Source organism: Cellulomonas olei, from assembly GCF_039548315.1.
Classification (GTDB): domain Bacteria; phylum Actinomycetota; class Actinomycetes; order Actinomycetales; family Cellulomonadaceae; genus Cellulomonas.
The window spans coordinates 1-19002 of record NZ_JBCLVN010000001.1; the positions used below are offsets into that span (position 1 = coordinate 1).

Consider the following 19002-nt stretch of genomic DNA (forward strand, 5'->3'; position numbering starts at 1 on the left):
GCGCGCACCGGGCGCACCGGCGGCCGCCCCGCCGGTCAGCGCGGCGGCGGCCGCTCCGGTGCCGCCGGCCGCCGGCCGCGGCGGGGGCGGTAGCCGTGCACATGCCCGCCCCCGGCCTGCGGGTCACCGTGCTGAGCGGCGCCGGCCTGTCCACCGCCGCCGGCATCCCCGACTTCCGGGGGCCGCAGGGCACGTGGACCCGGCACCCGGACCAGGTGGAGCTGCTCGACATCGGCCGGTACGTCGCCGACCCGGACGTGCGGCGGCGCGGCTGGCGGATGTGGCGGGACCACCCCGCCTGGCACGCCCGGCCCGCGGCCGGTCACCGCGCGGTCGCCGAGCTCGGGCGGGCGGGACGCCTCCAGGCGGTGCTGACCCAGAACTTCGACGGCCTGCACCAGGCGGGCGGCAGCGACCCGGCCGACGTCGTCGAGCTGCACGGGACGCTCCGGACCACGTCGTGCCTCGCGTGCGGCGCGCGGGAGGACACCCGGGCCGTCCTCGCGCGCCTCGACGCCGAGCCCGACCCGCCGTGCGCGGTCTGCGGCGGCGTGCTCAAGCCCGACGTCGTCTACTTCGGCGAGCGCCTGCCCGAGCGCGCGCTGGACCGCGCGATCGCCGCGGCGCAGGACGGCGACGTGCTCGTCGCGGTCGGCAGCACGCTCACCGTGCAGCCCGTCGCGAGCCTCGTGGGGCTGGCGGCGGAGGTCGGCGCGGAGGTCGTCATCGTCAACGCGGAGCCGACCCCGTACGACCGGGTGGCCGACCGCGTGGTGCGCGACCCCATCGAGCAGGCGCTCCCCGCCCTGGTCAGCGAGCTGCTCGCCCGCGACTGACCCTCAGGTCGCGCGCCGGCCGCGCCGATGACCCGGGGGTGACCCGCCGCACCCGGACCGCGCTCCTCGTCGCCGCCCTCGCCCTGGCCGGGAGCGCCGCGCTCGCGGTGTGGGCGGGGCCGTACTGGCTGGGGCAGGCCCGCGCGGCGTGGGACCGGGTCACGGCCGACGACCGGCGCGAGCGGCTGCTGGCCGACCTCGGGGCGCTCGAGCTCCCCGCCGGCTACCGCGCGGCGCCCTGCGGCACCACGGCCGACGACGCGAGCGACCGCTGCTGGTGGACCGACGCGCCGCCCGGGGACACGGCCGCGGACCTGGGTGCGGCCCTGACCGCCGCGGGCGTCGAGGGCGTCGCCGTCGACAGCCTGGACCTGGAGGCCGACGCGGGGCCGACGTTCGCGAGCGGCACGGCCCACGGCTTCGACGTCACGCTGATGGCGACCCGCGTGGTGGACGAGGACGCGACGCTGGCCGCGGGCGAGCTGGTGCTGCGCGAGGGCTCCTTCGTGCACCTGCTCGCGGACCTCGACGGCGACTGAGACCGCTCACCCGGGGGGTGCCGGTGTTGCGCGATCGTGGCGGTGCGGGCATATAGTCCACGTGGACTGATCCGGAAGGAGCAACGCGTGGCCGCCACCCTGACGCCGCTCGCCGTCGCCACCCTGGCGCTGCTCGACGAGACCCCGCGGCACCCGTACGAGCTGCACCAGGTCATGCGGCAGCGCGCGACCGACCGCGTCGTCAAGGTCCGTCCGGGCTCGCTGTACCACGCGGTCGACCGGCTCCACCGCGACGGCCTGATCGTCCCGACGGGCACCGACCGCGCCGGCAACCGCCCCGAGCGCACCACGTACGCCATCACGCCGGAGGGCCGCACGGCACTGTCCGGTGCCCTCGCCGCGATGATCTCCGCCCCGGTCAACGAGTTCCCGACGCTCCCCCTGGCCCTCTCCGAGGCGCACCACCTCCCCCGCGAGACCGTGCTCGACCTGCTCCGCGACCGCCTCGGCCGCCTGGGGGCCGAGCTCGACACCCTGCGCAGCGCCGTCACCCACGTGACCGCCAAGCAGCTCCCGGCCCGCTACTGGGCCGACATGACCTACCAGATCGAGGTCTACGAGGCCGAGTCCCGCTGGATCTCCGCGTTCGTCGAGCGCATCGAGTCGGGCGAGGTCACCTGGTGACCGGCGCCGGCACCCCCACGCACCCCCGAGGAGCCACCGTGCACCCCACCGTCCGACCCTGGCCCGCCCTCTGGGCGCTGGTCGTGGGCTTCTTCATGATCCTGGTCGACACCACGATCGTGTCCGTCGCCAACCCGGCCATCATGGCGGGGCTGCACACCGACATCGACGCGGTCATCTGGGTGACCAGCGCCTACCTGCTGACGTACGCGGTGCCGCTGCTGGTCACCGGCAGGCTCGGCGACCGGTTCGGACCCCGCTCGGTCTACCTCGTGGGCCTGGCCGTGTTCACCCTGGCCTCGGCGGCGTGCGGCCTCGCGGGCTCGATCGGCGCCCTCATCGCCGCGCGGGCGTTCCAGGGACTCGGCGCCGCGCTCATGACCCCGCAGACGATGGCGGTGATCACGCGCCTGTTCCCGCCGGACCAGCGCGGCAAGGCGATGAGCCTGTGGGGCGCGACCGCCGGCGTGGCGACGCTCGTCGGGCCGCTGCTGGGCGGCGTGCTCGTCGACGGCCTCGGCTGGGAGTGGATCTTCTTCGTCAACGTGCCCGTGGGCGTCGTGGCGTTCGTGCTGGCGTGGCGCCTGGTCCCCCGGCTCGAGACGCACGCGCACTCGTTCGACGTCGTCGGCGTGCTGCTCAGCGCGGTCGGCATGTTCCTGCTGGTGTTCGGCATCCAGGAGGGCCAGACCTACGACTGGGGCCTGATCGGCGGCTGGCTGCCGGTGTGGGGCCTGGTCGCGGGCGGCCTCGTCGTGCTCGTCGTGTTCGTGCGGCACCAGGCGCGGATGCGCGGCGAGCCGCTCCTGCCCCTGGGCCTGTTCCGGGACCGGAACTTCGCGCTGGCGAACGGCGCCATCAGCACGCTGGGGTTCGCCGTCACCGCGATGTCCCTGCCGCTGGTCTTCTACTACCAGCTCGTCCTCGGGTTCTCCCCGACCCGCTCGGCGCTGATGCTCGCGCCGATGGCGGTCATGACCCTCGTCCTGTCGCCCGTGGTGGGGCGCCTGGTGGACACCGCGAACCCCCGCACGATCGCGCTGGTCGGCATGCTGCTGCAGGCGGCGGCCCTGGTCTGGTTCACGCTGTGGCTGACGCCCGACCCCGACCCCTGGCCGCGGCTGCTGCTGCCGTCGGCCCTGCTCGGCGTCGCGAACGCCTGCCTGTGGTCGCCCATCTCGTCGACCGCCACCCGCAACCTGCCGCGGCAGCTCGCGGGGGCCGGGTCCGGCGTGTTCAACACGACCCGGCAGGTCGGCTCGGTGCTCGGCTCGGCGGCGATCGCGGCGCTGATCCAGGCGCGCCTGGTGGCCGAGCTCGGCCCGGGGGCGGCGGGCTCCACGGGCGCGGCCGAGGCGGCGGGCGCCCTGCCCGAGGCGCTGCGCGCCGGGTTCGCCGACGCGATGGGCCAGTCGCTGCTGCTGCCGGCCGCGCTCGCGGTGGTGGGCGCCGTGGTGGTGGCGTGCTTCGCCCCGCCGCAGCGCACCGCCGGCCCGGCGGCGGCCTCCCCGGCGGGGGCACCGGCCGCCGCCGGGGACGCGGCGGCGCGCGGGACGGTCAGCGAGCGGCCGTGACCCGCGCCCGCCAGCGGTCGTAGGCGGCGTTCGGCACCCGGGCGAGGACGTCGTCCGCGCCGCGCACCAGGTCGACCAGCCCGAACGGCAGCAGGTAGTCGTCCGCCGGCGCGGTGCCGTCCCGGTACGACCAGTCCGCCAGGTCGAGCAGCGGGAACCAGAACACCGCGGTGACCGGCACGCCGTCGGCACGGACCTTCTCGACCGTGTCGAGCAGGTCGTCCACCCACTGCGCCTTGGCGGCGACGTCGGGGGTGGCCCGCGAGGTCTCGGTGACGGCCAGCGGCAGGCCGTAGCGCTCGTGGTACGCCCCGAGCAGCTCGACCAGCCCGGCGGTCCCGGCCTCGACGGGCTGCTCCGCGCCGTCCGCGCCGACCGCCTGCCGCGTGAACGCCGGGTAGTAGTTGACGCCGACGACGTCGGGCACCACCGCGTCCCGGCGCAGCGCCGCGAGGTCCTCCTCGCGCGCGCCGTGCCGCAGCAGGTGGTCGTGCAGCGGGTGGTCCTCGCCCACGCGCCCGGTGACGAGGTCCAGGGCGAGGAACCGCCACTGCTCGCCGTGCGCCACCGACGTGCCGCCCGGCCCGTGCCCCTCCCAGAGGAACCCGGCGTCCACGTGCACGAACCGCACGTCGGGCCGCACGGCCGCGACCGCGCGCTGGGTGGCGACCATGCCGCGCGCCAGGGGCAGCAGCACGGCGACGAGCCCGTCCTCCCCCGTGAGGTACGGGGGCCACCGCCCGTCGCGCCCGCACCAGATCGCGTTGACCATCGGCTCGTTGAGCGGCGTCAGGTCGTCGACGACGCCCGGGTAGCGCTCGGCAACCGCGGCGGCGTACCGGGCGACGAGCTCCGGGTAGCGGGGGTCGAGGAACGCGTTCGGCATCCACAGCGGCGTCCCGTAGTGCATGACGTCGAGCACGCAGCGCAGCCCGAGCCGCTGCATCTCGGCCATCACCTCGTCGAGCCACCGGAAGTCGAACCGCCCCTCCTCCGGCTCCACCCGGTACCACGGCGAGCCCCAGCGGATCAGCGTCGCGCCGGACCCCGCGGCCAGGCGCAGGTCCTCGCGCCAGTGGTGGTAGTGCTGCGTCAGCTCGTACTCGTCGAGCTTGCGCTGCCCGACGCGCTCCGACGGGATGAACGTGTCCTCGATGCCGACGCCGTGGTGCAGGCGCCCGTCGGTGTGCCAGGACGTGTCAGTCACGAGACCTCACTTCATGCCGGTCGTCGCGATGCCCGCGACGAAGGATCGCTGGATGAGCAGGAAGAACACGACGACGGGCAGCAGCGCCAGCACGGAGCCGGCCATGAGCAGGCCGTACTCGACGACGTGCTGGCCCATGAACATCGCCAGCCCGGCGGGCAGGGTGGCGGACTCCAGGTCGTTCGCCATGATCAGCGGCCACAGCAGGTCGTTCCAGTTGTACTGGAAGTGGAACAGCCCGAGCGTCAGCAGGGCGGGCTTGGCGAGCGGGACGATCACCTGCGCGAAGATCCGCAGCTCCGACGCGCCGTCGATGCGCGCGGCCTCCTCCAGGTCCCGCGGCAGCGACAGGAAGAACTGCCGCAGGAAGAAGATGCCGAACGCGTTGGTCAGCCGCGGCACGATCATGCCGGGCAGCGTCCCCGCCAGCCCGACGGCCGCCAGGGTGTCGTACAGCGGGATCAGCGTGACCTGGTACGGCAGCATCAGCAGCACGAGGACCAGCACGAACACGACGTTCTTGCCGCGGAAGTCCAGCCGGGCCAGCGCGTAGGCCGCCATCGCGTCGAACAGCAGCGAGAACACCGTGACGGCCCCGGCGAACACGATCGTGTTGCCGTACAGCCGCGCGAACGGGATCTGCGACCAGATGTCCCCGACGTGCTCGAGCGTCAGCGCGCGCGGCCACAGCGTCGGGGGGAACGCCACGATGTCGGACTCCGGCTTGAACGCCGTGAGCACCATCCAGATGATCGGCAGCAGCATGGCCGCCGCGATGACGAGCCCGGAGACGCCGGTCAGCACCCGCCACAGCCGGTCGAGCCGGCGCACGTCGTGCCGAACGGGCGGCGGGACCTCGTCGTCGACCGCGGCGGGGCGCAGCAGGGTGTCGGCCATCAGTACGTCACCGCCCGCTTGCGGAAGTAGCCCCACTGGAGCATCGACAGCACGAACACCCCGAGCAGCAGCACCCAGGAGATCGCGGAGCCGTAGCCGAGGCGCAGGTCCTCGAAGCCGACGCGGTACACGAGCATGACGAGCGTCTCCGTGCGGAAGTAGGGGCCGCCGTGCGTCATCACGTAGATCTGGTCGAACGCCTGGAGCGTGGCGATCGCGGCCATGATCGAGATGAGCATCGTCTGGTTGGACAGCAGCGGCCAGGTGACGTTGCGGAACCGCGTCCACGGCCCGGCGCCGTCGAGCGACGCCGCCTCGTAGAGCTCGGTCGGGATGGACTGGAGCCCGGCGAGGTACATGACCATGTAGAAGCCGACGGTCTTCCAGATCCCGACGACCATGACCGCGGGCATCGCGAGCTGCGGGTCCGACAGCCAGCCCTGCGTCGAGACGATGCCGAGCCCGTCGAGCCAGTGCGAGATGAGGCCGATGTTCGGGTCGAGCAGGAACGCCCACGCGATCGCGACGATGCCGAGCGACACGATGAACGGCAGGAACACGGCGGTCCGCACCAGCCCGCGCGCGAAGATCGCCCGGTTGAGCAGCAGCGCGAGAGCGAGCGCGAGCCCGACGGTCACCGGCGTGACGACCACCGCGTACACGAGGGTGTTGCGCAGCGCGTTGCCGACGGCCGGGTCGGTGAGCAGCTCGCGGTAGTTGTCGAGCCCCACCCACTGCGCGGGCTGGATGCGGTTGTAGTCCATGAAGGACAGGTACGCGGACTGCACCATCGGCCAGAGCATGAACACCGCGATGGTCAGCAGGCTCGGCGTCAGGAACAGCCAGGCGGTGCGTTCGCGACGCCGGGCCCCCCGCCCGCGCCGGACGGCGACGCGGGCGGGGGCGGGGGCGGGGGTGGCTGCGGTCATGCCTCAGCCCTTGTCGATCGCGGCCTGCACGTCCGCGTTCGCCTGGGTGAACACCTCGGTCAGGTCGCCGTCGCCGTTGAGCACGCGCTGCAGCGCCGGGTAGAAGATCGAGTCCGTGATGGTGCCGGAGCTCGGCACACCCGCCAGGTAGACCTTGGCGCTGCCGAGCAGCTCCGGGTCGCCGAACACCGCGGAGTACGGGTTCTCCAGCTCGTCCGCCGGGATGTCCGTGCGCGTGGGAGGGAAGCCCGAGCCGTCGGCCCACGTCTTCTGCGACTCGACCGAGTTCCAGTACGCGAAGAACGTCTTGGCGGCGTCCTGCTGCGCGTCGGACGCCTTGGCGTTGACGGTGAACGCCACCACGTCGGCGAGCGTGACGTCCGCGTCGGGCCCGGCGGGCGGGGCGGCGAGGCCGTAGTCCAGGCCCGCCTCGTCGAAGCCGGTGGTCATCCACGGGCCGACGATCTCCATCGCGGCCTTGCCGGTCTGGAACAGCTTGTCGGCGTCCGCGCCCGACAGGCCGATCGGGGAGACCTTCTTCTCGCGCACCTGGTCGACCCAGAACTCGAGGGCCTCGAGCGTCTCCGGGGTGTCGAGCGTCGCGGTCGCGGCGTCGTCCGCCACCACCCCGCCGCCCGTGCCCCAGAGCAGCATCTGGTAGATCGGCACCGTCGTGTGGTCCGCCAGCGCCGCCGCGTACTGCTCGGGCTTGCCGTCGCCGTTCTCGTCGACCGTGAGCTTCTCGGCCATGGACGCGAACTCGTCCCACGTCGTCGGCGGCTGCTCCGGGTCGAGGCCGGCGGCCTCGAACATGTCCTTGTTCCAGTAGAGCATCATCGGCGCGATGTTCAGCGGGACGCCGTACGCGGTGCCGTCGAAGTCGGCGGCGTGCTTGGCGGCGTCGGGCAGCGCCGACGTGTCCATCCAGGTGTCGTCGGCGTAGAAGTCGTCCACCGGCGCGAGCGCGCCCTTCGACGCGTACTGCGGCACGTTCGAGGCGCTCATCGCGACCACCTGCGGCCCGTCGTCCGACGACAGCGACGTGAGCACCTTCTGGTAGAGCACGTCCCACGGCATGACGTTGGGCTTCACCACCACGTCGTCCTGCGAGGCGTTGAAGTCGTCGATGATCTGCTGCACGGCCGGGCCGTCGGGGCCGGTCATGCCGTGCCAGAGCACGAGCTCCGTGGGCCCGTCGCCCGTCGCGCCGTCGTCGTCCTGGGCCGAGCCCTGGCCGGCGCAGGCCGCCAGCGCCAGGGTCAGTCCCGCGGCCAGCGCGATCCCGCGCCTGGTCCGTCGTCCGTGCATGTCCGGCATGTCCGCCTCCTCGCGGTCACGTGTCGCCGCGGCGGGGGCGTGCCGCGGCGTTGCAACGTGGCAAACCGTAGCCCCACTGATTGCAGCGTGGCAAACCCGCTAGGGTGCGGGCCATGACGCGCAGGGGTGCGGTGACGCTGCAGGAGGTGGCGCGGGTCGCCGGGGTGTCCCCGCGGACCGTGTCGAACGTGGTCAACGGCTACGCGCACGTCGCGCCGCGCACCCGGGAGCAGGTGCAGGCGGTGGTCGACGCCCTCGGCTACCGCGCGAACACCGCGGCCCGGGCGATGCGCACCGGCCGGACCGGGCTGCTCGGCCTCGTGGTCCCCGCGCTCGACCAGCCCTACTTCGCCGAGCTCGCCCGCGCGGTGGTGCGCGAGGCCACCGGCGCGGGGTTCACCGTCGTGGTGGACCAGACCGACGGCGACCCCGACCGCGAGCGCGAGCTGCTGCGCCAGGGCCCCCGCGGCGCGATGTTCGACGGGCTCGTCCTCAGCCCGCTCGCCCTCACCCGGCGCGACCTGCTCGAGGCGGACCCCGGCCGCCCGGTGGTGCTGCTGGGCGAGCGGACCGTGGACACGGCCTTCGACCACGTGCACATCGACAACGTCGCGGCCGCGCGCGAGGCGACGGAGCACCTGGTGGGGCTGGGGCGCCGGCGGGTCGCCGCCATCGGGCTGCAGACCGAGGCGCAGACGGGGCGGCAGCGCGCGGAGGGCCTCATGATCGCGCTCGCCGAGGCCGGCCTGCCTGCGCACCCGCGGCTGCTGCGGTACGTCGAGGCGTACGACCGCGCGTCCGGGTTCGCGGCGATGACCGCCCTGCTCGACGAGGGCCAGCGCCCCGACGCGGTGTTCTGCTTCAACGACATGCTCGCGGTCGGCGCCCTGCGGGCCTGCCTGCTCCGCGGCGTGCGGGTGCCCCAGGACGTCGCGCTCATGGGGTTCGACGACGTCGAGGAGGTCCGCTACCTCACGCCCGCGCTGAGCACCGTGCGCCCGGACCGGGACGAGATCGCCCGCGTCGCGGTGGCCCGGCTGGTCGCGCAGCTCGAGCGGCGGTCGGCCGGGCCGCCGGCCGGCCAGGACGTGACGGTGCCGCACGCGCTCGTCCTGCGGGAGTCGACGGGCGGCTGAGCCCGGCCCGGCCGCGACGGTGTGACACGCGGCTTTGCAACGTGGCAACATGGGTCGACGACGTACTCCCGCGACCGAAGGACCGCCATGACGACGACGTCAGCACCCGCGACGGGTCTGCACCCCCGGCCCCAGCTCGTCCGGCCCGACCGCTGGTGGTCGCTGGACGGTCCCTGGCGGTTCGCGTTCGACGACGCGGACGCGGGCCTGCGCGAGCGCTGGCACGACCGCGACGCGGACGCGCGGTTCGACCGCGAGGTCCTCGTGCCGTTCCCGCCCGAGTCCGAGGCCTCCGGCGTCGCCGACCACGGCGACCACGCCGCCCTGTGGTACCGGCGCCGGTTCACCGTCCCGGCCGCCCTCGGCACCGACCGCCTGCTGCTGCACCTGGGCGCCGTGGACCACGAGGCCGACGTCTGGGTCGACGGCCGGCACGCCGTCCGGCACGAGGGCGGGCAGACCCCGTTCAGCGCGGACGTCACCGACCTGCTCGACCCCGACCTGCCGCCCGACGCGCACGTCGTCGTCGTGCGCGCGACCGACGACCGCACCGACGTCGAGCAGCCGCGCGGCAAGCAGGACTGGCAGCGCGAGCAGCACGCGATCTGGTACCACCGCACGTCCGGGATCTGGCGCACCGTGTGGCTCGAGCAGGTGCCCGCCGTCGCCGTCGGCTCGCTGACCTGGCGGCCCGACGTGCCCGCCGCCCGCATGGCCGTGCAGGTGCGGCTGCGCGCCTCCGCCCCGGCGGGGACGCGGGTGCGGGTGCGGCTCCGCCACGGGGACGCCGAGGTCGGCGCCGCCGAGGTGCCGGTGACCGGGTCCGTGGCGGACGTCGTGGTCCCGCTGCCCGCGCAGCACAACGGCCAGGCGTACGAGCAGCTGCTGTGGTCGCCCGGTCACCCGGTGCTGCTCGACGCCGACGTGGTGCTCGTCGACGCGTCGGGCGCCGAGCTCGACCGGCTCGGCTCGTACTGCGGCCTGCGGTCCGTCGCCGTCGAGGGCGACCACCTGCTGCTCAACGACCGGCCGTTCACCGTCCGCGCCGTCCTGGAGCAGGGCTACTGGCCGCAGTCGCACCTCACCGCGCCGAGCCCCGAGGCGCTCCGCGAGGAGGTCGAGCTGGCACTGGCGCTCGGGTTCAACACGGTGCGCGTCCACCAGAAGGTCGCCGACCCGCGCTACCTGTACTGGTGCGACGTGCTGGGGCTCGCCGTGTGGGGCGAGACCGCGGGCGCCTACCGGTTCTCCGACGAGGCCGTCGCCCAGCTGACCCGCGACTGGCTGGACGTCGTCCGCCGGGACGTCTCCCACCCGTGCGTCATCGCCTGGGTGCCGTTCAACGAGTCGTGGGGCGTCCAGCACATCGCCCACGACCCGGCGCAGCAGGCCTACAGCCGCGCTCTCACCGAGCTCACGCGCGCGCTCGACCCGACGCGGCCGGTGATCTCCAACGACGGCTGGGAGCACACCGCGTCCGACCTGCTGACCGTCCACGACTACGCCGCCACGGGCGCCGAGCTGCGCGAGCGCTACGGCGACGCCGCCGCGGTCGCCCGCACGGTCGCCGGGATCGGCCCCGCTGGCCGCCGGATGTGGGTCGGCGGCCCGGCGCCCGAGCCCGGCACCATCCCGGTGCTGCTGTCGGAGTTCGGCGGCGTCTCGTTCGCCCCCGGGGCGCCGGAGGGCTCGTGGGGGTACTCCGAGGCGCGCAGCCCCGAGGACCTCGAGGCCCGCCTCACCGACCTGCTCGGCGCCGTCCGGTCGTCCACCGCGCTGCGAGGCTACTGCTACACCCAGCTCACCGACACGGGGCTCGAGACGAACGGCCTGTGCACCGCCGACCGTCGGCCCAAGCTCCCGGTCGGGACGCTGCGCCGCCTCTTCGGCGCCTGACCCCCGTCCCCTCTGCCTGCCCCCCCGGCTCCCGTCCCCCACTCCGCCCCCGTGGGTGGGGACGTTCGGATCCGTTGGTACCGACACGCCCGGCGCGCCGGTGCGAACGGATCCGAACGGGGCCTCGTGGGGCGGGAGGGCGGGGCGGGAGGGCGGGCCGGGTCGCGTCGCACCGGGGCGGACGGGGCCGGGACCGCCGTGGCCCCGGACGCGCTGCCGCGCTGAACCCGCCCCGCCCCTCGGGACGCGTCGGTACCGTGGCGCGCATGCGACGCACGACCGGCGGGACGCTGCTCGGGCTCGTCGCCGCAGCGTTCGCGGCGACCGGGCTGGCCTCTGCGCTGAACGGCCTCACCCGGCACGACGCGCAGCCGCTGGTCACGCTGACCGACGCCGCGTACCCGCCGCTGCCGGACACCCACGTCGAGCGGCTCGCCGGGCCGCTCGCCCGGGTCTGGGTGGCGGACCTCTCGCGACCCGAGGCGGCGCTCGCCCGGGTCGGCCTGTGGGGCCCGCTGCTGCTGACCGCGCTGCTCGTCGGCCTGCTCGCGCTGCACGTCGGGCGCACCGACCGGCGGGGATCCTGGCGCCTCGTCGTGCCCGGGCCGTACCTGACCGCGGCCGCCGTCACGAGCGTCGTCCTCGCGGTCGCGCAGCCGCTGCTGCAGCGGTCCGGCGCCGAGGTCGCGCTCGCGAGCATCGGGTCGCCGCCCGGGTACGTGCCGCACACCTCCGTGCCCTGGGGGTGGCCGGCGCTGGCCGCGGCGCTGCTGGTGGGCACGCAGCTCACGCGGCGGCGGGTCGCCCGGCCCGCCGGGTCACCGCACGTCTGACCGCGCCGGACCTGCCGCCGCGTCGCCGGGCGCCGCGTCCGCCCCCGCCCGGCGCGGCGTGAACGTCTCCCACACCGGCCCGAACACGAACCACGCCACGAGCACCAGGGTCGCCCGGCCGCCCCAGCCCAGCAGCACCTCCCGCTGCTCCGCCGCCGCCTCGCCCGGCCCCTGCGCGACGAGCAGCAGCACGCCGAGCACCGCGCAGGCCACCGCCCAGGCGAGCAGCACCCGCAGCCACAGCGCCCACTCGTACCGCACGCGCGCCGGCCCGTGCCGTGGAGGCCGCACGGGCTCCGGCCCGCCGAAGAACCGGTGCGCGACCCGGGCGTCGACGGCGTGCACGGTCCGCTTGCCGAACGCCACGGTGAACCCGAGGTAGAGCGCCGCTAGCCCGTGCGTCCAGGTCGCCTCCGAGCCCCGCAGCAGGTCCCCGACGGTGGCGACCAGCAGCACCACCTCGAGCAGCGGCTCGCACAGCAGCAGCACCGTCGACAGGCGCCGCCGGTGCAGCACGTACCGGGCGACGACCGCGGCGCCGAGGAACACCCAGAACGCCACCTCGCAGGCGACGACGAGCGCGGCGACCGGGTTCTCGCGGAGGGTCTCGATCACGTCCATGCCGGCAGCGTCGCGCCGGCGCCGGGCGGGGGCGTCGGCCGACCGCACGATCCTGCGGGGCGGCGTCGTCCCTTCGGAGGACCCGGCCGCGCCGGGGCCGTGCTGGGATGGACGCCATGCCGTCCCTGCCCCGCCTCGACGACCGCGGCGTCGCGCTGCTGTACCTGGCCGCCGGGCTGCTGCTGCACGGGGCGGGGATCTCGGTGACGGGGTCCGCGGGGGCGGGGGCGGCGGGCTGGTGGCTGCACACCGCGCTGCTGCTCGTCGCGTGCGGCGCGCTCACCGCGAAGCGCCGGCACCCGGTGGTGGTGCTGCTGCTGGCCGCCGCCTGCCTGGCCGGCACGGTCCCCGCGGGGGGCAGCCTCGGGCTGCTGCTCGTGCTGGTCGACGCGCTGTACAGCGCCGAGGTGCACGCCCCCGCCCGGACGCGGCGGGCGCTGCACGGGGTGGTCGGCGTGCTCACCGTCGCGGCGCCCGCGGCCGTGTGGACGACGGGCGGGGGTCTGCGCGACGCCCTGGCGGCGGCGCTCCAGGCGGTCGCCGTCCTGGTGACACCGCTGTGGTGGGGGTCGGACGTGCGCAGCCGGAGCGAGCTCGCCGCGTCGGAGGCCGAGCGCGCGACGCTGGAGCGGTCGCGGGCGGACCTGGCGCGCGCCCACGCCGCGGACGTGCAGCGGATCGCCGATCTCGACCGGGACGCCGCGGTGCGCGAGGAGCGCGCGGGCATGGCGCGGGACCTGCACGACGTGGTGGCGAGCCGCCTGTCGGCCGTCGCGATCCACGCGGAGGCGGCGCTGTCCGGCCCGCCCGACGCCGGCCGCGACCGGGCGGCGCTGGCGGCGGTGCGCGCGGAGTCCGTGGCGTCGCTCGCCGAGATGCGCTCGATGATCCTCGTGCTGCGCGGCGCCGGCCCCCGGGACGGCGCCACGGCCGCGGCGGGCCTCGACCGGCTGGACGACCTGGTCGCGACGGCGCGGGATCGCGGGCTGGACGTGCGGGTCGACGCCGCGGCGCCCGGGCTCCCGGCGGTGGTCGACCACGCGGCCTACCGCATCGCCCGCGAGGCCCTGACGAACGCCGCCGCGCACGGTGCCGCGGGCGGCCGGGTGGACCTGCGGGTGGCGTCCGACGGGTCGGCCCTGGAGGTCGAGGTGCTCAACCGGCTGCCCGCCGCCGGGACGCCCGCCCCGGCCGGCGCCCCCGCGCTGGGCTCCGGCACGGGCCTGGTGTCGATGGCGGAGCGCGCCCGCTCGCTGGGCGGCCGGTTCGCGGCGGGGCCCCACGCCGGCGGGCGCTGGCGGGTGCACGCGGTCCTCCCGCTGGCTCCGGGCGCGCCCGCCGCGTCGGCAGCGCAGGCAGCGCAGGCAGCGCCGGCCGGGCGGACGACCTTCGGCACGGCAGGGGGCGCGACGTGAGCGTGCGTGTGCTGCTGGCCGACGACCACGGGGCGATCCGTGCCGGCCTGCGGCTGATGCTGGAGCAGGCCGACGGGGTCACGGTGGTGGGCGAGGCGGCCGACGGCGACGCCGCGGTGGCGAACGCCCGGGCGCTGCGGCCGGACGTCGTGCTCATGGACATCCGGATGCCCGGCGCGGACGGCATCGAGGCGACGCGGCGCATCGTGGCCGACGGGCTGGCGCAGGTGGTCGCGCTGACCACGTTCGACCTCGACGAGTACCTGTTCGGCGTGCTCCGGGCCGGGGCGGTCGGGTTCCTGCTGAAGTCCGTCGGCGCCGCCGAGCTGGTCGCCGCGGTGCGGCAGGTGGCGGCGGGCGACGGGGTGCTGGCCCCGGAGGTCACCCGGCGGGTGCTCGCGAGCGTCCCGGTGCCCGCCCCCGGGCCGGCCGCCCCCGACGCCCCGGGCCTCGACCGGCTGACGGCCCGCGAGCGCGAGGTGCTCGTGCTGCTCGGCGAGGGGCGGTCGAACCAGCAGGTGGCGCAGGCGCTGACGGTGTCGGAGACCACCGCGAAGACGCACGTCAGCCGGGTGCTGGCCAAGCTGGGCTGCCGGACGCGCCTTGAGGCGGCGGCCGTCGCGCACCGGGCCGGGCTGGTGATCTGAGCCACATCAGGCGCTTTGCACCCGGTGCACGCTTGCACTGAGTGCACCCACGTGCCTACCGTCCTCCGCGTGACCGAGACCCCCGACCGGCGCTCCGCCGTCAAGGCGCGGTCCCGGCACGCCATCCTCGAGGCCGCGGACGCCCTGCTCGTCGAGCGCGGCGCCCCCGCGTTCAGCGTCGACGAACTCGCGGAGCGCGCGGACGTCTCGCGGCGCACCGTGTTCAACCACTTCGGCTCGCTCGACGACGTCATCCTGACCGTCTGCGCGCAGCGGCTCGGGCAGGTGATCGCCGAGGTCGAGCTGGCGGCCACCCGGACGCCCGTGGGCGACGGCTCCCGCGCGTCGATGTTCGACGAGCTCGCCGAGACGCTGCGCGGCGCCGACCTTCCCGCCCCGATCACCTACCTCGCGAACGCCCTCGGCCCGCTGGCCCAGGGCGACGACCCGCGCGCCGCGGCGCTCGCCCAGCAGGCGTTCGCCCGCGTGGCGGACCACCTCGTGGAGGAGCTGCTGCGCCGCTACCCGCACGCCGACCCGCTCGACGTCCGGCTGCTCGTGACCTCCCTCGTGCACGGTGTCGGCGTCATCGCCATGCACTGGTGCACCACCACCGACCCCGCCGCGCCCGACGCGCGCGCGGCGTGGGACGGCCTCGTCGACCGGCTCATCGAGAACGTCCGAGCCGGGTACATGCCGGAGCACTGACGCCCCGCACTCCCACCCACCACAGCGCAGAGACAGGGACGGACACCGGACATGGCAGGACTCCTCTACAGACTCGGGCGGTTCTCCGCCCGCCGGGCCTGGGTCGTCGTCACGGCCTGGGCCGCGGTGCTGGCGCTGTCGGTCGGCGCGTACCTCGCGTTCGGCGGCACGCTCACCTCCGCCATCACCATCCCGGGCACCGCCACCGAGAAGGTGACCGAGCACCTCCAGGAGGAGTTCCCCTCCGCGAGCGGCGGCACCGGCACGGTCGTGTTCCACACCGGCGGCGACGACGCGTTCACGTCGGAGCAGCAGGCCGCCATCAGCGCCGCACTGGCCGACGTGGCGGACCTCGACGGCGTCAAGGGCGTCACCGACCCGTTCGCCACCACCGAGCAGCTCGCCGAGCAGGCCGCCCAGCTCGAGGACGGCCGCGCGCAGATCGCCGACGGCCGGACCCAGCTCGACGACGGCCAGGCGCAGCTCGAGGCGGGCCAGGCGCAGCTCGACGCCGCGCAGGACCAGCTCGACGCCCAGCGGGCGCAGGCCGAGGCCGCGGGGATGCTCGCGCAGGTTCAGCCGCAGCTCGACGCCGGCCAGGCGCAGCTCGACGCCCAGCAGGACCAGCTCGACGCCCAGCAGCAGACGCTCGACGAGGGCCGCGAGCAGCTCGAGGCGCAGACCACCCAGCTCGAGGACGGCGCGGCGCTGCTGGACCTCGCCCGGGAGATCCGCCTCGTGTCCGAGGACGGCTCCGCCGCGGTCGCCACCGTGGCGTTCGACGCGGGGCAGTTCGAGGTGGACGCCGACCTGAAGACGCAGGTGGCGGACACCCTCGCCGACGCGGACCTCGCCGGTGCCCAGGTCGAGTTCTCGAGCGACCTCACGCAGGAGGTGCCGAGCGTGCTCGGTCCGGGCGAGGTCGTGGGCGTCGTCGTCGCGGCCGTCGTCCTGCTGGTGATGCTCGGCTCGGCGGTCGCCGCCGGCCTGCCCATCCTGTCGGCCCTGGTCGGCGTGGCCATCGGCGCCACGGTCACCCTGTCCCTGTCCGGCGTGGTCGACATGCTGTCCGTCACCCCGGTGCTCGGCATCATGCTCGGCCTCGCGGTCGGCATCGACTACTCGCTGTTCATCCTCAACCGGCACCGCCGCCAGCTCCGCGACGGCGTCGAGCTGCACGAGTCGATCGCCCTGGCCAACGGCACCGCGGGCAACGCCGTGGTCTTCGCCGGCACGACCGTCCTCGTGGCCCTGCTGGCGCTCAACGTCACCGGCATCCCGTTCCTGGGCCTCATGGGGACGACGGCCGCGGTGTGCATCGCCATCGCGATCCTCATGGCGATCACGTTCACGCCCGCGCTGCTGTCGCGCATCGGCCTGCGGGTGCTGCCGAAGAAGCAGCGCGCGCGCGTCGGGCACGAGGAGCCCGAGCCGGTGCCCTCCACCCCGATGCGCACCTCGCGCGCCGTGCTCACCCTCGTCGTCGGCCTCGCCGCGCTGCTGGTCGTCGCGATCCCCGCGCTGTCCATGCGCCTCGGCCTGCCGGGCGGGGCGTCGGAGGCCGAGGACTCCACGCAGTACCAGGCGTACACGATCACGGCCGAGAAGTTCGGGGCCGGCGTGAACGGCCCCCTGCTGGTCGTCGCGGACCTGCCCGACGCGGTGTCGGAGGACGGGCTCGTCGCGGAGCAGGTGCGGATCGGCCAGGAGCTCGCGGCGTTCGACGACGTCGTGGCGGTCGCGCCGATCGGCGCCAACGACGGCCGCACGGTGCTCGCGTTCCAGGTCGTGCCCCGCGAGGGACCGGACAGCGAGAGCACCGAGCACCTGGTGCAGGACCTGCGGGCGGCGTCCCCGCTGGACGGCGACGTGCAGCTCGGCGTCGCGGGCACCACGAGCGCGCAGATCGACGTCTCCGAGAAGCTCGCCGACGTGCTGCCGCTCTACCTGGCGATCGTCGTCGGCCTGTCGCTGATCATCCTCATCATCGTGTTCCGCTCGATCCTGGTGCCGGTCACCGCGACGCTCGGGTTCGTCCTGTCGCTGTTCGCGGCGTTCGGCGGCGTCGTCGCGATCTACCAGTGGGGCTGGCTCGGGTCGCTCTTCGGGGTGCACGACCCCGCGCCCGTGCTGAGCTTCCTGCCGATCATCGTCACCGGCATCCTGTTCGGGCTCGCCATGGACTACCAGCTGTTCCTGGTCTCCGGCATGCGGGAGGCGTACGCCCACGGCGTCGACGCCCGCGTGGCGGTCAGGCGCGGGCTGCACGCCGGACGGGTCGTGGTCGCCGCGGCGGCGATCATCATGGCGTCGGTGTTCGCGGGCTTCATCTTCGCGGAGTCCTCGATCATCCGGCCGCTCGGGTTCGGCCTCGCGTTCGGCGTGCTGGTCGACGCGTTCGTCGTCCGGATGCTGCTGATCCCGGCGCTCATGCACCTGGCCGGCAAGGCGGCGTGGTGGATCCCCCGCTGGCTGGACCGCATCCTGCCGGACGTCGACGTGGAGGGCGCGTCCCTGGAGCGCACCCACCCGCACCCGATGCACCAGGTCGTCGAGGCCCCGGAGCGGCACCGGCACGACCGCGTCTGAGGCACCGCACCGAGAGCCCCGTCACACCCGCCCCCGCGGCGGGCTGCGGCGGGGCTCTCGGGCGCCCGGGGCGGACTACCCTGAGGTGTGGCCACGTTCTCCTCCGTCAGCCGGCAGCACGTCCTCCAGGCGATCGCGGAGCACGACGACCGGGGCGCGGAGGCGTTCCTCGGCGTCTACGGCTTCGAGGCCACCCCGGGCGAGACGTTCGCGCACGAGGGCCGGACGTACGACTCCCGCGCGGTCCTCGCGGTCGCCCACCGGTACGCGACCGGCCGCGCCGCCACGCCCGAGGAGCTGCGCTCCGCCCCGACCGGCACCCTGCTGACGCGCCGCGGGTTCGACGTCGCGGGCCCCGTCGCCGCGCCGCGGACGACCTCCGCGACCCGCTCGTCCGCCCGGTCCACCGCGGGCACCGCCCCCCGCCGCGCCGCGAAGCCGGCCACGACGCCCCGCCGGCCCGCGCCGGAGGACCGCCCGCTGGCGATCTGCCCGACGTGCTTCACGGCGCTGCCCGCCACGGGGATCTGCGACACCTGCGGCTGAGACCGCCCGCCGCGACCACCCCGGGCAGGCCCGGTCGCCGCACCCACCGCGACGTCGTCGGCCTGCCGTCCTGACCCGCGCGGGCCGCCGTCAGGCCCGCTCCCCCCGTGCCCGCAGGCGCTTGCGCAGGAACACCATCGGCAGCAGCCAGGTCGCCAGCGCCGTGATCAGCCACACGATCACGACCGTCGCGATCCAGGTCACCACCCCGCCGGAGATCCGCAGCCCGTCCGTGAACGCGCTCGCCACCAGCAGGGCCACCCACGTGGAGACCAGCCCGACGCCGCCGAGGAACGCGTTGGCGTACCGGCGCGCCATCGTGGCGATGAACGGTGTCAGCACCGCCTGGACCGCGGTGAAGACCACGACGGCGGTCACGAACCCGCTCACGCCGAGGTGCACGTCGTCCACGAGCAGCGCCGCCGCCCCCAGCCCCAGGGCCGCGGAGCCGAGGAAGATCGCCACCCGGATCAGGAAGATCACCATGTCCGGACGCTAGTGCCCGCACGCCCCCGGGAGAAGAGCCTCTCGGCCCGCCCAGCCGGGGCCGCACGTCCCGGCACCGCTCCCGCTCCCCCGCCTGCTCCCCCCGCCGGCCCGCACCTCGGTACCCGGTCGGCATCCCGGTGACCCCTGGTCGGCGCCCACCCGCCCCCGGGACGGGCGG

At 75.2% G+C, this 19002-nt stretch carries 18 protein-coding genes; 12 read left to right on the forward strand and 6 right to left on the reverse strand.

Annotation, left to right across the window (positions count from 1 at the left end; translation table 11 throughout):
* The first annotated feature begins 101 nt into the window (after window positions 1-101).
* From AAHH18_RS00005 to AAHH18_RS00020, 4 genes are all read left to right on the forward strand, one after another.
* Window positions 102-836 (forward strand): SIR2 family NAD-dependent protein deacylase, encoded by a 735-nt coding sequence (locus tag AAHH18_RS00005; protein WP_343300100.1) that lies wholly within the window; start codon window positions 102-104, stop codon window positions 834-836.
* A gap of 38 nt (window positions 837-874) precedes the next feature.
* The gene (locus AAHH18_RS00010) at window positions 875-1375 is read left to right on the forward strand and encodes a hypothetical protein (RefSeq protein WP_343300101.1); all 501 of its coding nucleotides are present in this window, start codon (window positions 875-877) and stop codon (window positions 1373-1375) included.
* An 87-nt stretch (window positions 1376-1462) separates the two neighbouring features.
* Entirely contained in the window at window positions 1463-2020 is a 558-nt protein-coding gene (locus AAHH18_RS00015; protein WP_343300102.1) for a PadR family transcriptional regulator, read from the forward strand.
* A 38-nt stretch (window positions 2021-2058) separates the two neighbouring features.
* Entirely contained in the window at window positions 2059-3594 is a 1536-nt protein-coding gene (locus AAHH18_RS00020) for a DHA2 family efflux MFS transporter permease subunit (protein ID WP_343300103.1), read from the forward strand.
* Here AAHH18_RS00020 and AAHH18_RS00025 read toward each other — a convergent pair.
* From AAHH18_RS00025 to AAHH18_RS00040, 4 genes are read right to left on the reverse strand one after another with little or no spacing between them, the layout of a single operon-like run.
* Complete coding sequence (locus AAHH18_RS00025; RefSeq protein ID WP_283319250.1) at window positions 3578-4801, reverse strand: family 1 glycosylhydrolase; 1224 nt, start codon at window positions 4799-4801, stop codon at window positions 3578-3580. The genes AAHH18_RS00020 and AAHH18_RS00025 overlap by 17 nt on opposite strands.
* A gap of 6 nt (window positions 4802-4807) precedes the next feature.
* Complete coding sequence (locus AAHH18_RS00030) at window positions 4808-5698, reverse strand: carbohydrate ABC transporter permease (RefSeq protein ID WP_343300104.1); 891 nt, start codon at window positions 5696-5698, stop codon at window positions 4808-4810.
* On the reverse strand, window positions 5698-6627 hold the full coding sequence (locus tag AAHH18_RS00035; protein WP_343300105.1) for a carbohydrate ABC transporter permease: 930 nt from the start codon (window positions 6625-6627) through the stop codon (window positions 5698-5700). The genes AAHH18_RS00030 and AAHH18_RS00035 overlap by 1 nt, the downstream gene beginning before the upstream one ends.
* 3 nt (window positions 6628-6630) lie before the next feature.
* The gene (locus tag AAHH18_RS00040) at window positions 6631-7944 is read right to left on the reverse strand and encodes an ABC transporter substrate-binding protein (protein ID WP_343300106.1); all 1314 of its coding nucleotides are present in this window, start codon (window positions 7942-7944) and stop codon (window positions 6631-6633) included.
* 113 nt (window positions 7945-8057) lie between these two features.
* Between AAHH18_RS00040 and AAHH18_RS00045 the strand changes: the two genes are divergently transcribed.
* From AAHH18_RS00045 to AAHH18_RS00055, 3 genes are all read left to right on the forward strand, one after another.
* Window positions 8058-9080 carry a LacI family DNA-binding transcriptional regulator gene (locus AAHH18_RS00045; RefSeq protein WP_343300107.1) on the forward strand — a complete coding sequence of 341 codons (1023 nt, stop codon included), beginning with the start codon at window positions 8058-8060 and terminating at the stop codon, window positions 9078-9080.
* 87 nt (window positions 9081-9167) lie between these two features.
* Complete coding sequence (locus AAHH18_RS00050; RefSeq protein WP_343300108.1) at window positions 9168-10976, forward strand: glycoside hydrolase family 2 protein; 1809 nt, start codon at window positions 9168-9170, stop codon at window positions 10974-10976.
* A 266-nt stretch (window positions 10977-11242) separates the two neighbouring features.
* On the forward strand, window positions 11243-11809 hold the full coding sequence (locus tag AAHH18_RS00055; RefSeq protein ID WP_343300109.1) for a hypothetical protein: 567 nt from the start codon (window positions 11243-11245) through the stop codon (window positions 11807-11809).
* On the opposite strand, the gene AAHH18_RS00060 is transcribed toward AAHH18_RS00055, so the two are convergent.
* Entirely contained in the window at window positions 11795-12430 is a 636-nt protein-coding gene (locus AAHH18_RS00060; protein ID WP_343300110.1) for a hypothetical protein, read from the reverse strand. The two genes, AAHH18_RS00055 and AAHH18_RS00060, sit on opposite strands and share 15 nt — an antisense overlap.
* 116 nt (window positions 12431-12546) lie before the next feature.
* On the opposite strand from AAHH18_RS00060, the gene AAHH18_RS00065 reads away from it, so the two are divergent.
* From AAHH18_RS00065 to AAHH18_RS00085, 5 genes are all read left to right on the forward strand, one after another.
* On the forward strand, window positions 12547-13845 hold the full coding sequence (locus tag AAHH18_RS00065; RefSeq protein WP_343300111.1) for a sensor histidine kinase: 1299 nt from the start codon (window positions 12547-12549) through the stop codon (window positions 13843-13845).
* Window positions 13846-13901: 56 nt separating this feature from the next.
* The gene (locus tag AAHH18_RS00070) at window positions 13902-14492 is read left to right on the forward strand and encodes a response regulator (RefSeq protein WP_459349048.1); all 591 of its coding nucleotides are present in this window, start codon (window positions 13902-13904) and stop codon (window positions 14490-14492) included.
* Between the two features lie 69 nt (window positions 14493-14561).
* Complete coding sequence (locus tag AAHH18_RS00075; protein WP_283319240.1) at window positions 14562-15200, forward strand: TetR/AcrR family transcriptional regulator; 639 nt, start codon at window positions 14562-14564, stop codon at window positions 15198-15200.
* Window positions 15201-15251: 51 nt separating this feature from the next.
* The gene (locus tag AAHH18_RS00080) at window positions 15252-17789 is read left to right on the forward strand and encodes an MMPL family transporter (RefSeq protein WP_343300113.1); all 2538 of its coding nucleotides are present in this window, start codon (window positions 15252-15254) and stop codon (window positions 17787-17789) included.
* Window positions 17790-17876: 87 nt separating this feature from the next.
* Window positions 17877-18335, forward strand: coding sequence for a hypothetical protein (locus AAHH18_RS00085; protein WP_283319238.1), 459 nt, complete (start codon window positions 17877-17879; stop codon window positions 18333-18335).
* A 90-nt stretch (window positions 18336-18425) separates the two neighbouring features.
* Here AAHH18_RS00085 and AAHH18_RS00090 read toward each other — a convergent pair whose 3' ends face one another.
* Window positions 18426-18821: a hypothetical protein gene (locus AAHH18_RS00090; RefSeq protein ID WP_343300114.1), complete on the reverse strand. Its 396-nt coding sequence runs from the start codon at window positions 18819-18821 to the stop codon at window positions 18426-18428.
* Between the last annotated feature and the right edge of the window lie 181 nt (window positions 18822-19002).

What these genes read in the sequence shown, in the direction of transcription:
- AAHH18_RS00005 (WP_343300100.1), top strand. Translation starts at nt 102, where the DNA reads ATGCCCGCCCCCGGCCTGCGGGTCACCGTGCTGAGCGGCGCCGGCCTG.
- AAHH18_RS00030 (WP_343300104.1), bottom strand. Translation starts at nt 5,698, where the DNA reads ATGGCCGACACCCTGCTGCGCCCCGCCGCGGTCGACGACGAGGTCCCG.
- AAHH18_RS00035 (WP_343300105.1), bottom strand. Translation starts at nt 6,627, where the DNA reads ATGACCGCAGCCACCCCCGCCCCCGCCCCCGCCCGCGTCGCCGTCCGG.
- AAHH18_RS00040 (WP_343300106.1), bottom strand. Translation starts at nt 7,944, where the DNA reads ATGCCGGACATGCACGGACGACGGACCAGGCGCGGGATCGCGCTGGCC.
- AAHH18_RS00045 (WP_343300107.1), top strand. Translation starts at nt 8,058, where the DNA reads ATGACGCGCAGGGGTGCGGTGACGCTGCAGGAGGTGGCGCGGGTCGCC.
- AAHH18_RS00050 (WP_343300108.1), top strand. Translation starts at nt 9,168, where the DNA reads ATGACGACGACGTCAGCACCCGCGACGGGTCTGCACCCCCGGCCCCAG.
- AAHH18_RS00055 (WP_343300109.1), top strand. Translation starts at nt 11,243, where the DNA reads ATGCGACGCACGACCGGCGGGACGCTGCTCGGGCTCGTCGCCGCAGCG.
- AAHH18_RS00060 (WP_343300110.1), bottom strand. Translation starts at nt 12,430, where the DNA reads ATGGACGTGATCGAGACCCTCCGCGAGAACCCGGTCGCCGCGCTCGTC.
- AAHH18_RS00065 (WP_343300111.1), top strand. Translation starts at nt 12,547, where the DNA reads ATGCCGTCCCTGCCCCGCCTCGACGACCGCGGCGTCGCGCTGCTGTAC.
- AAHH18_RS00070 (WP_459349048.1), top strand. Translation starts at nt 13,902, where the DNA reads ATGCTGGAGCAGGCCGACGGGGTCACGGTGGTGGGCGAGGCGGCCGAC.
- AAHH18_RS00080 (WP_343300113.1), top strand. Translation starts at nt 15,252, where the DNA reads ATGGCAGGACTCCTCTACAGACTCGGGCGGTTCTCCGCCCGCCGGGCC.
- AAHH18_RS00090 (WP_343300114.1), bottom strand. Translation starts at nt 18,821, where the DNA reads ATGGTGATCTTCCTGATCCGGGTGGCGATCTTCCTCGGCTCCGCGGCC.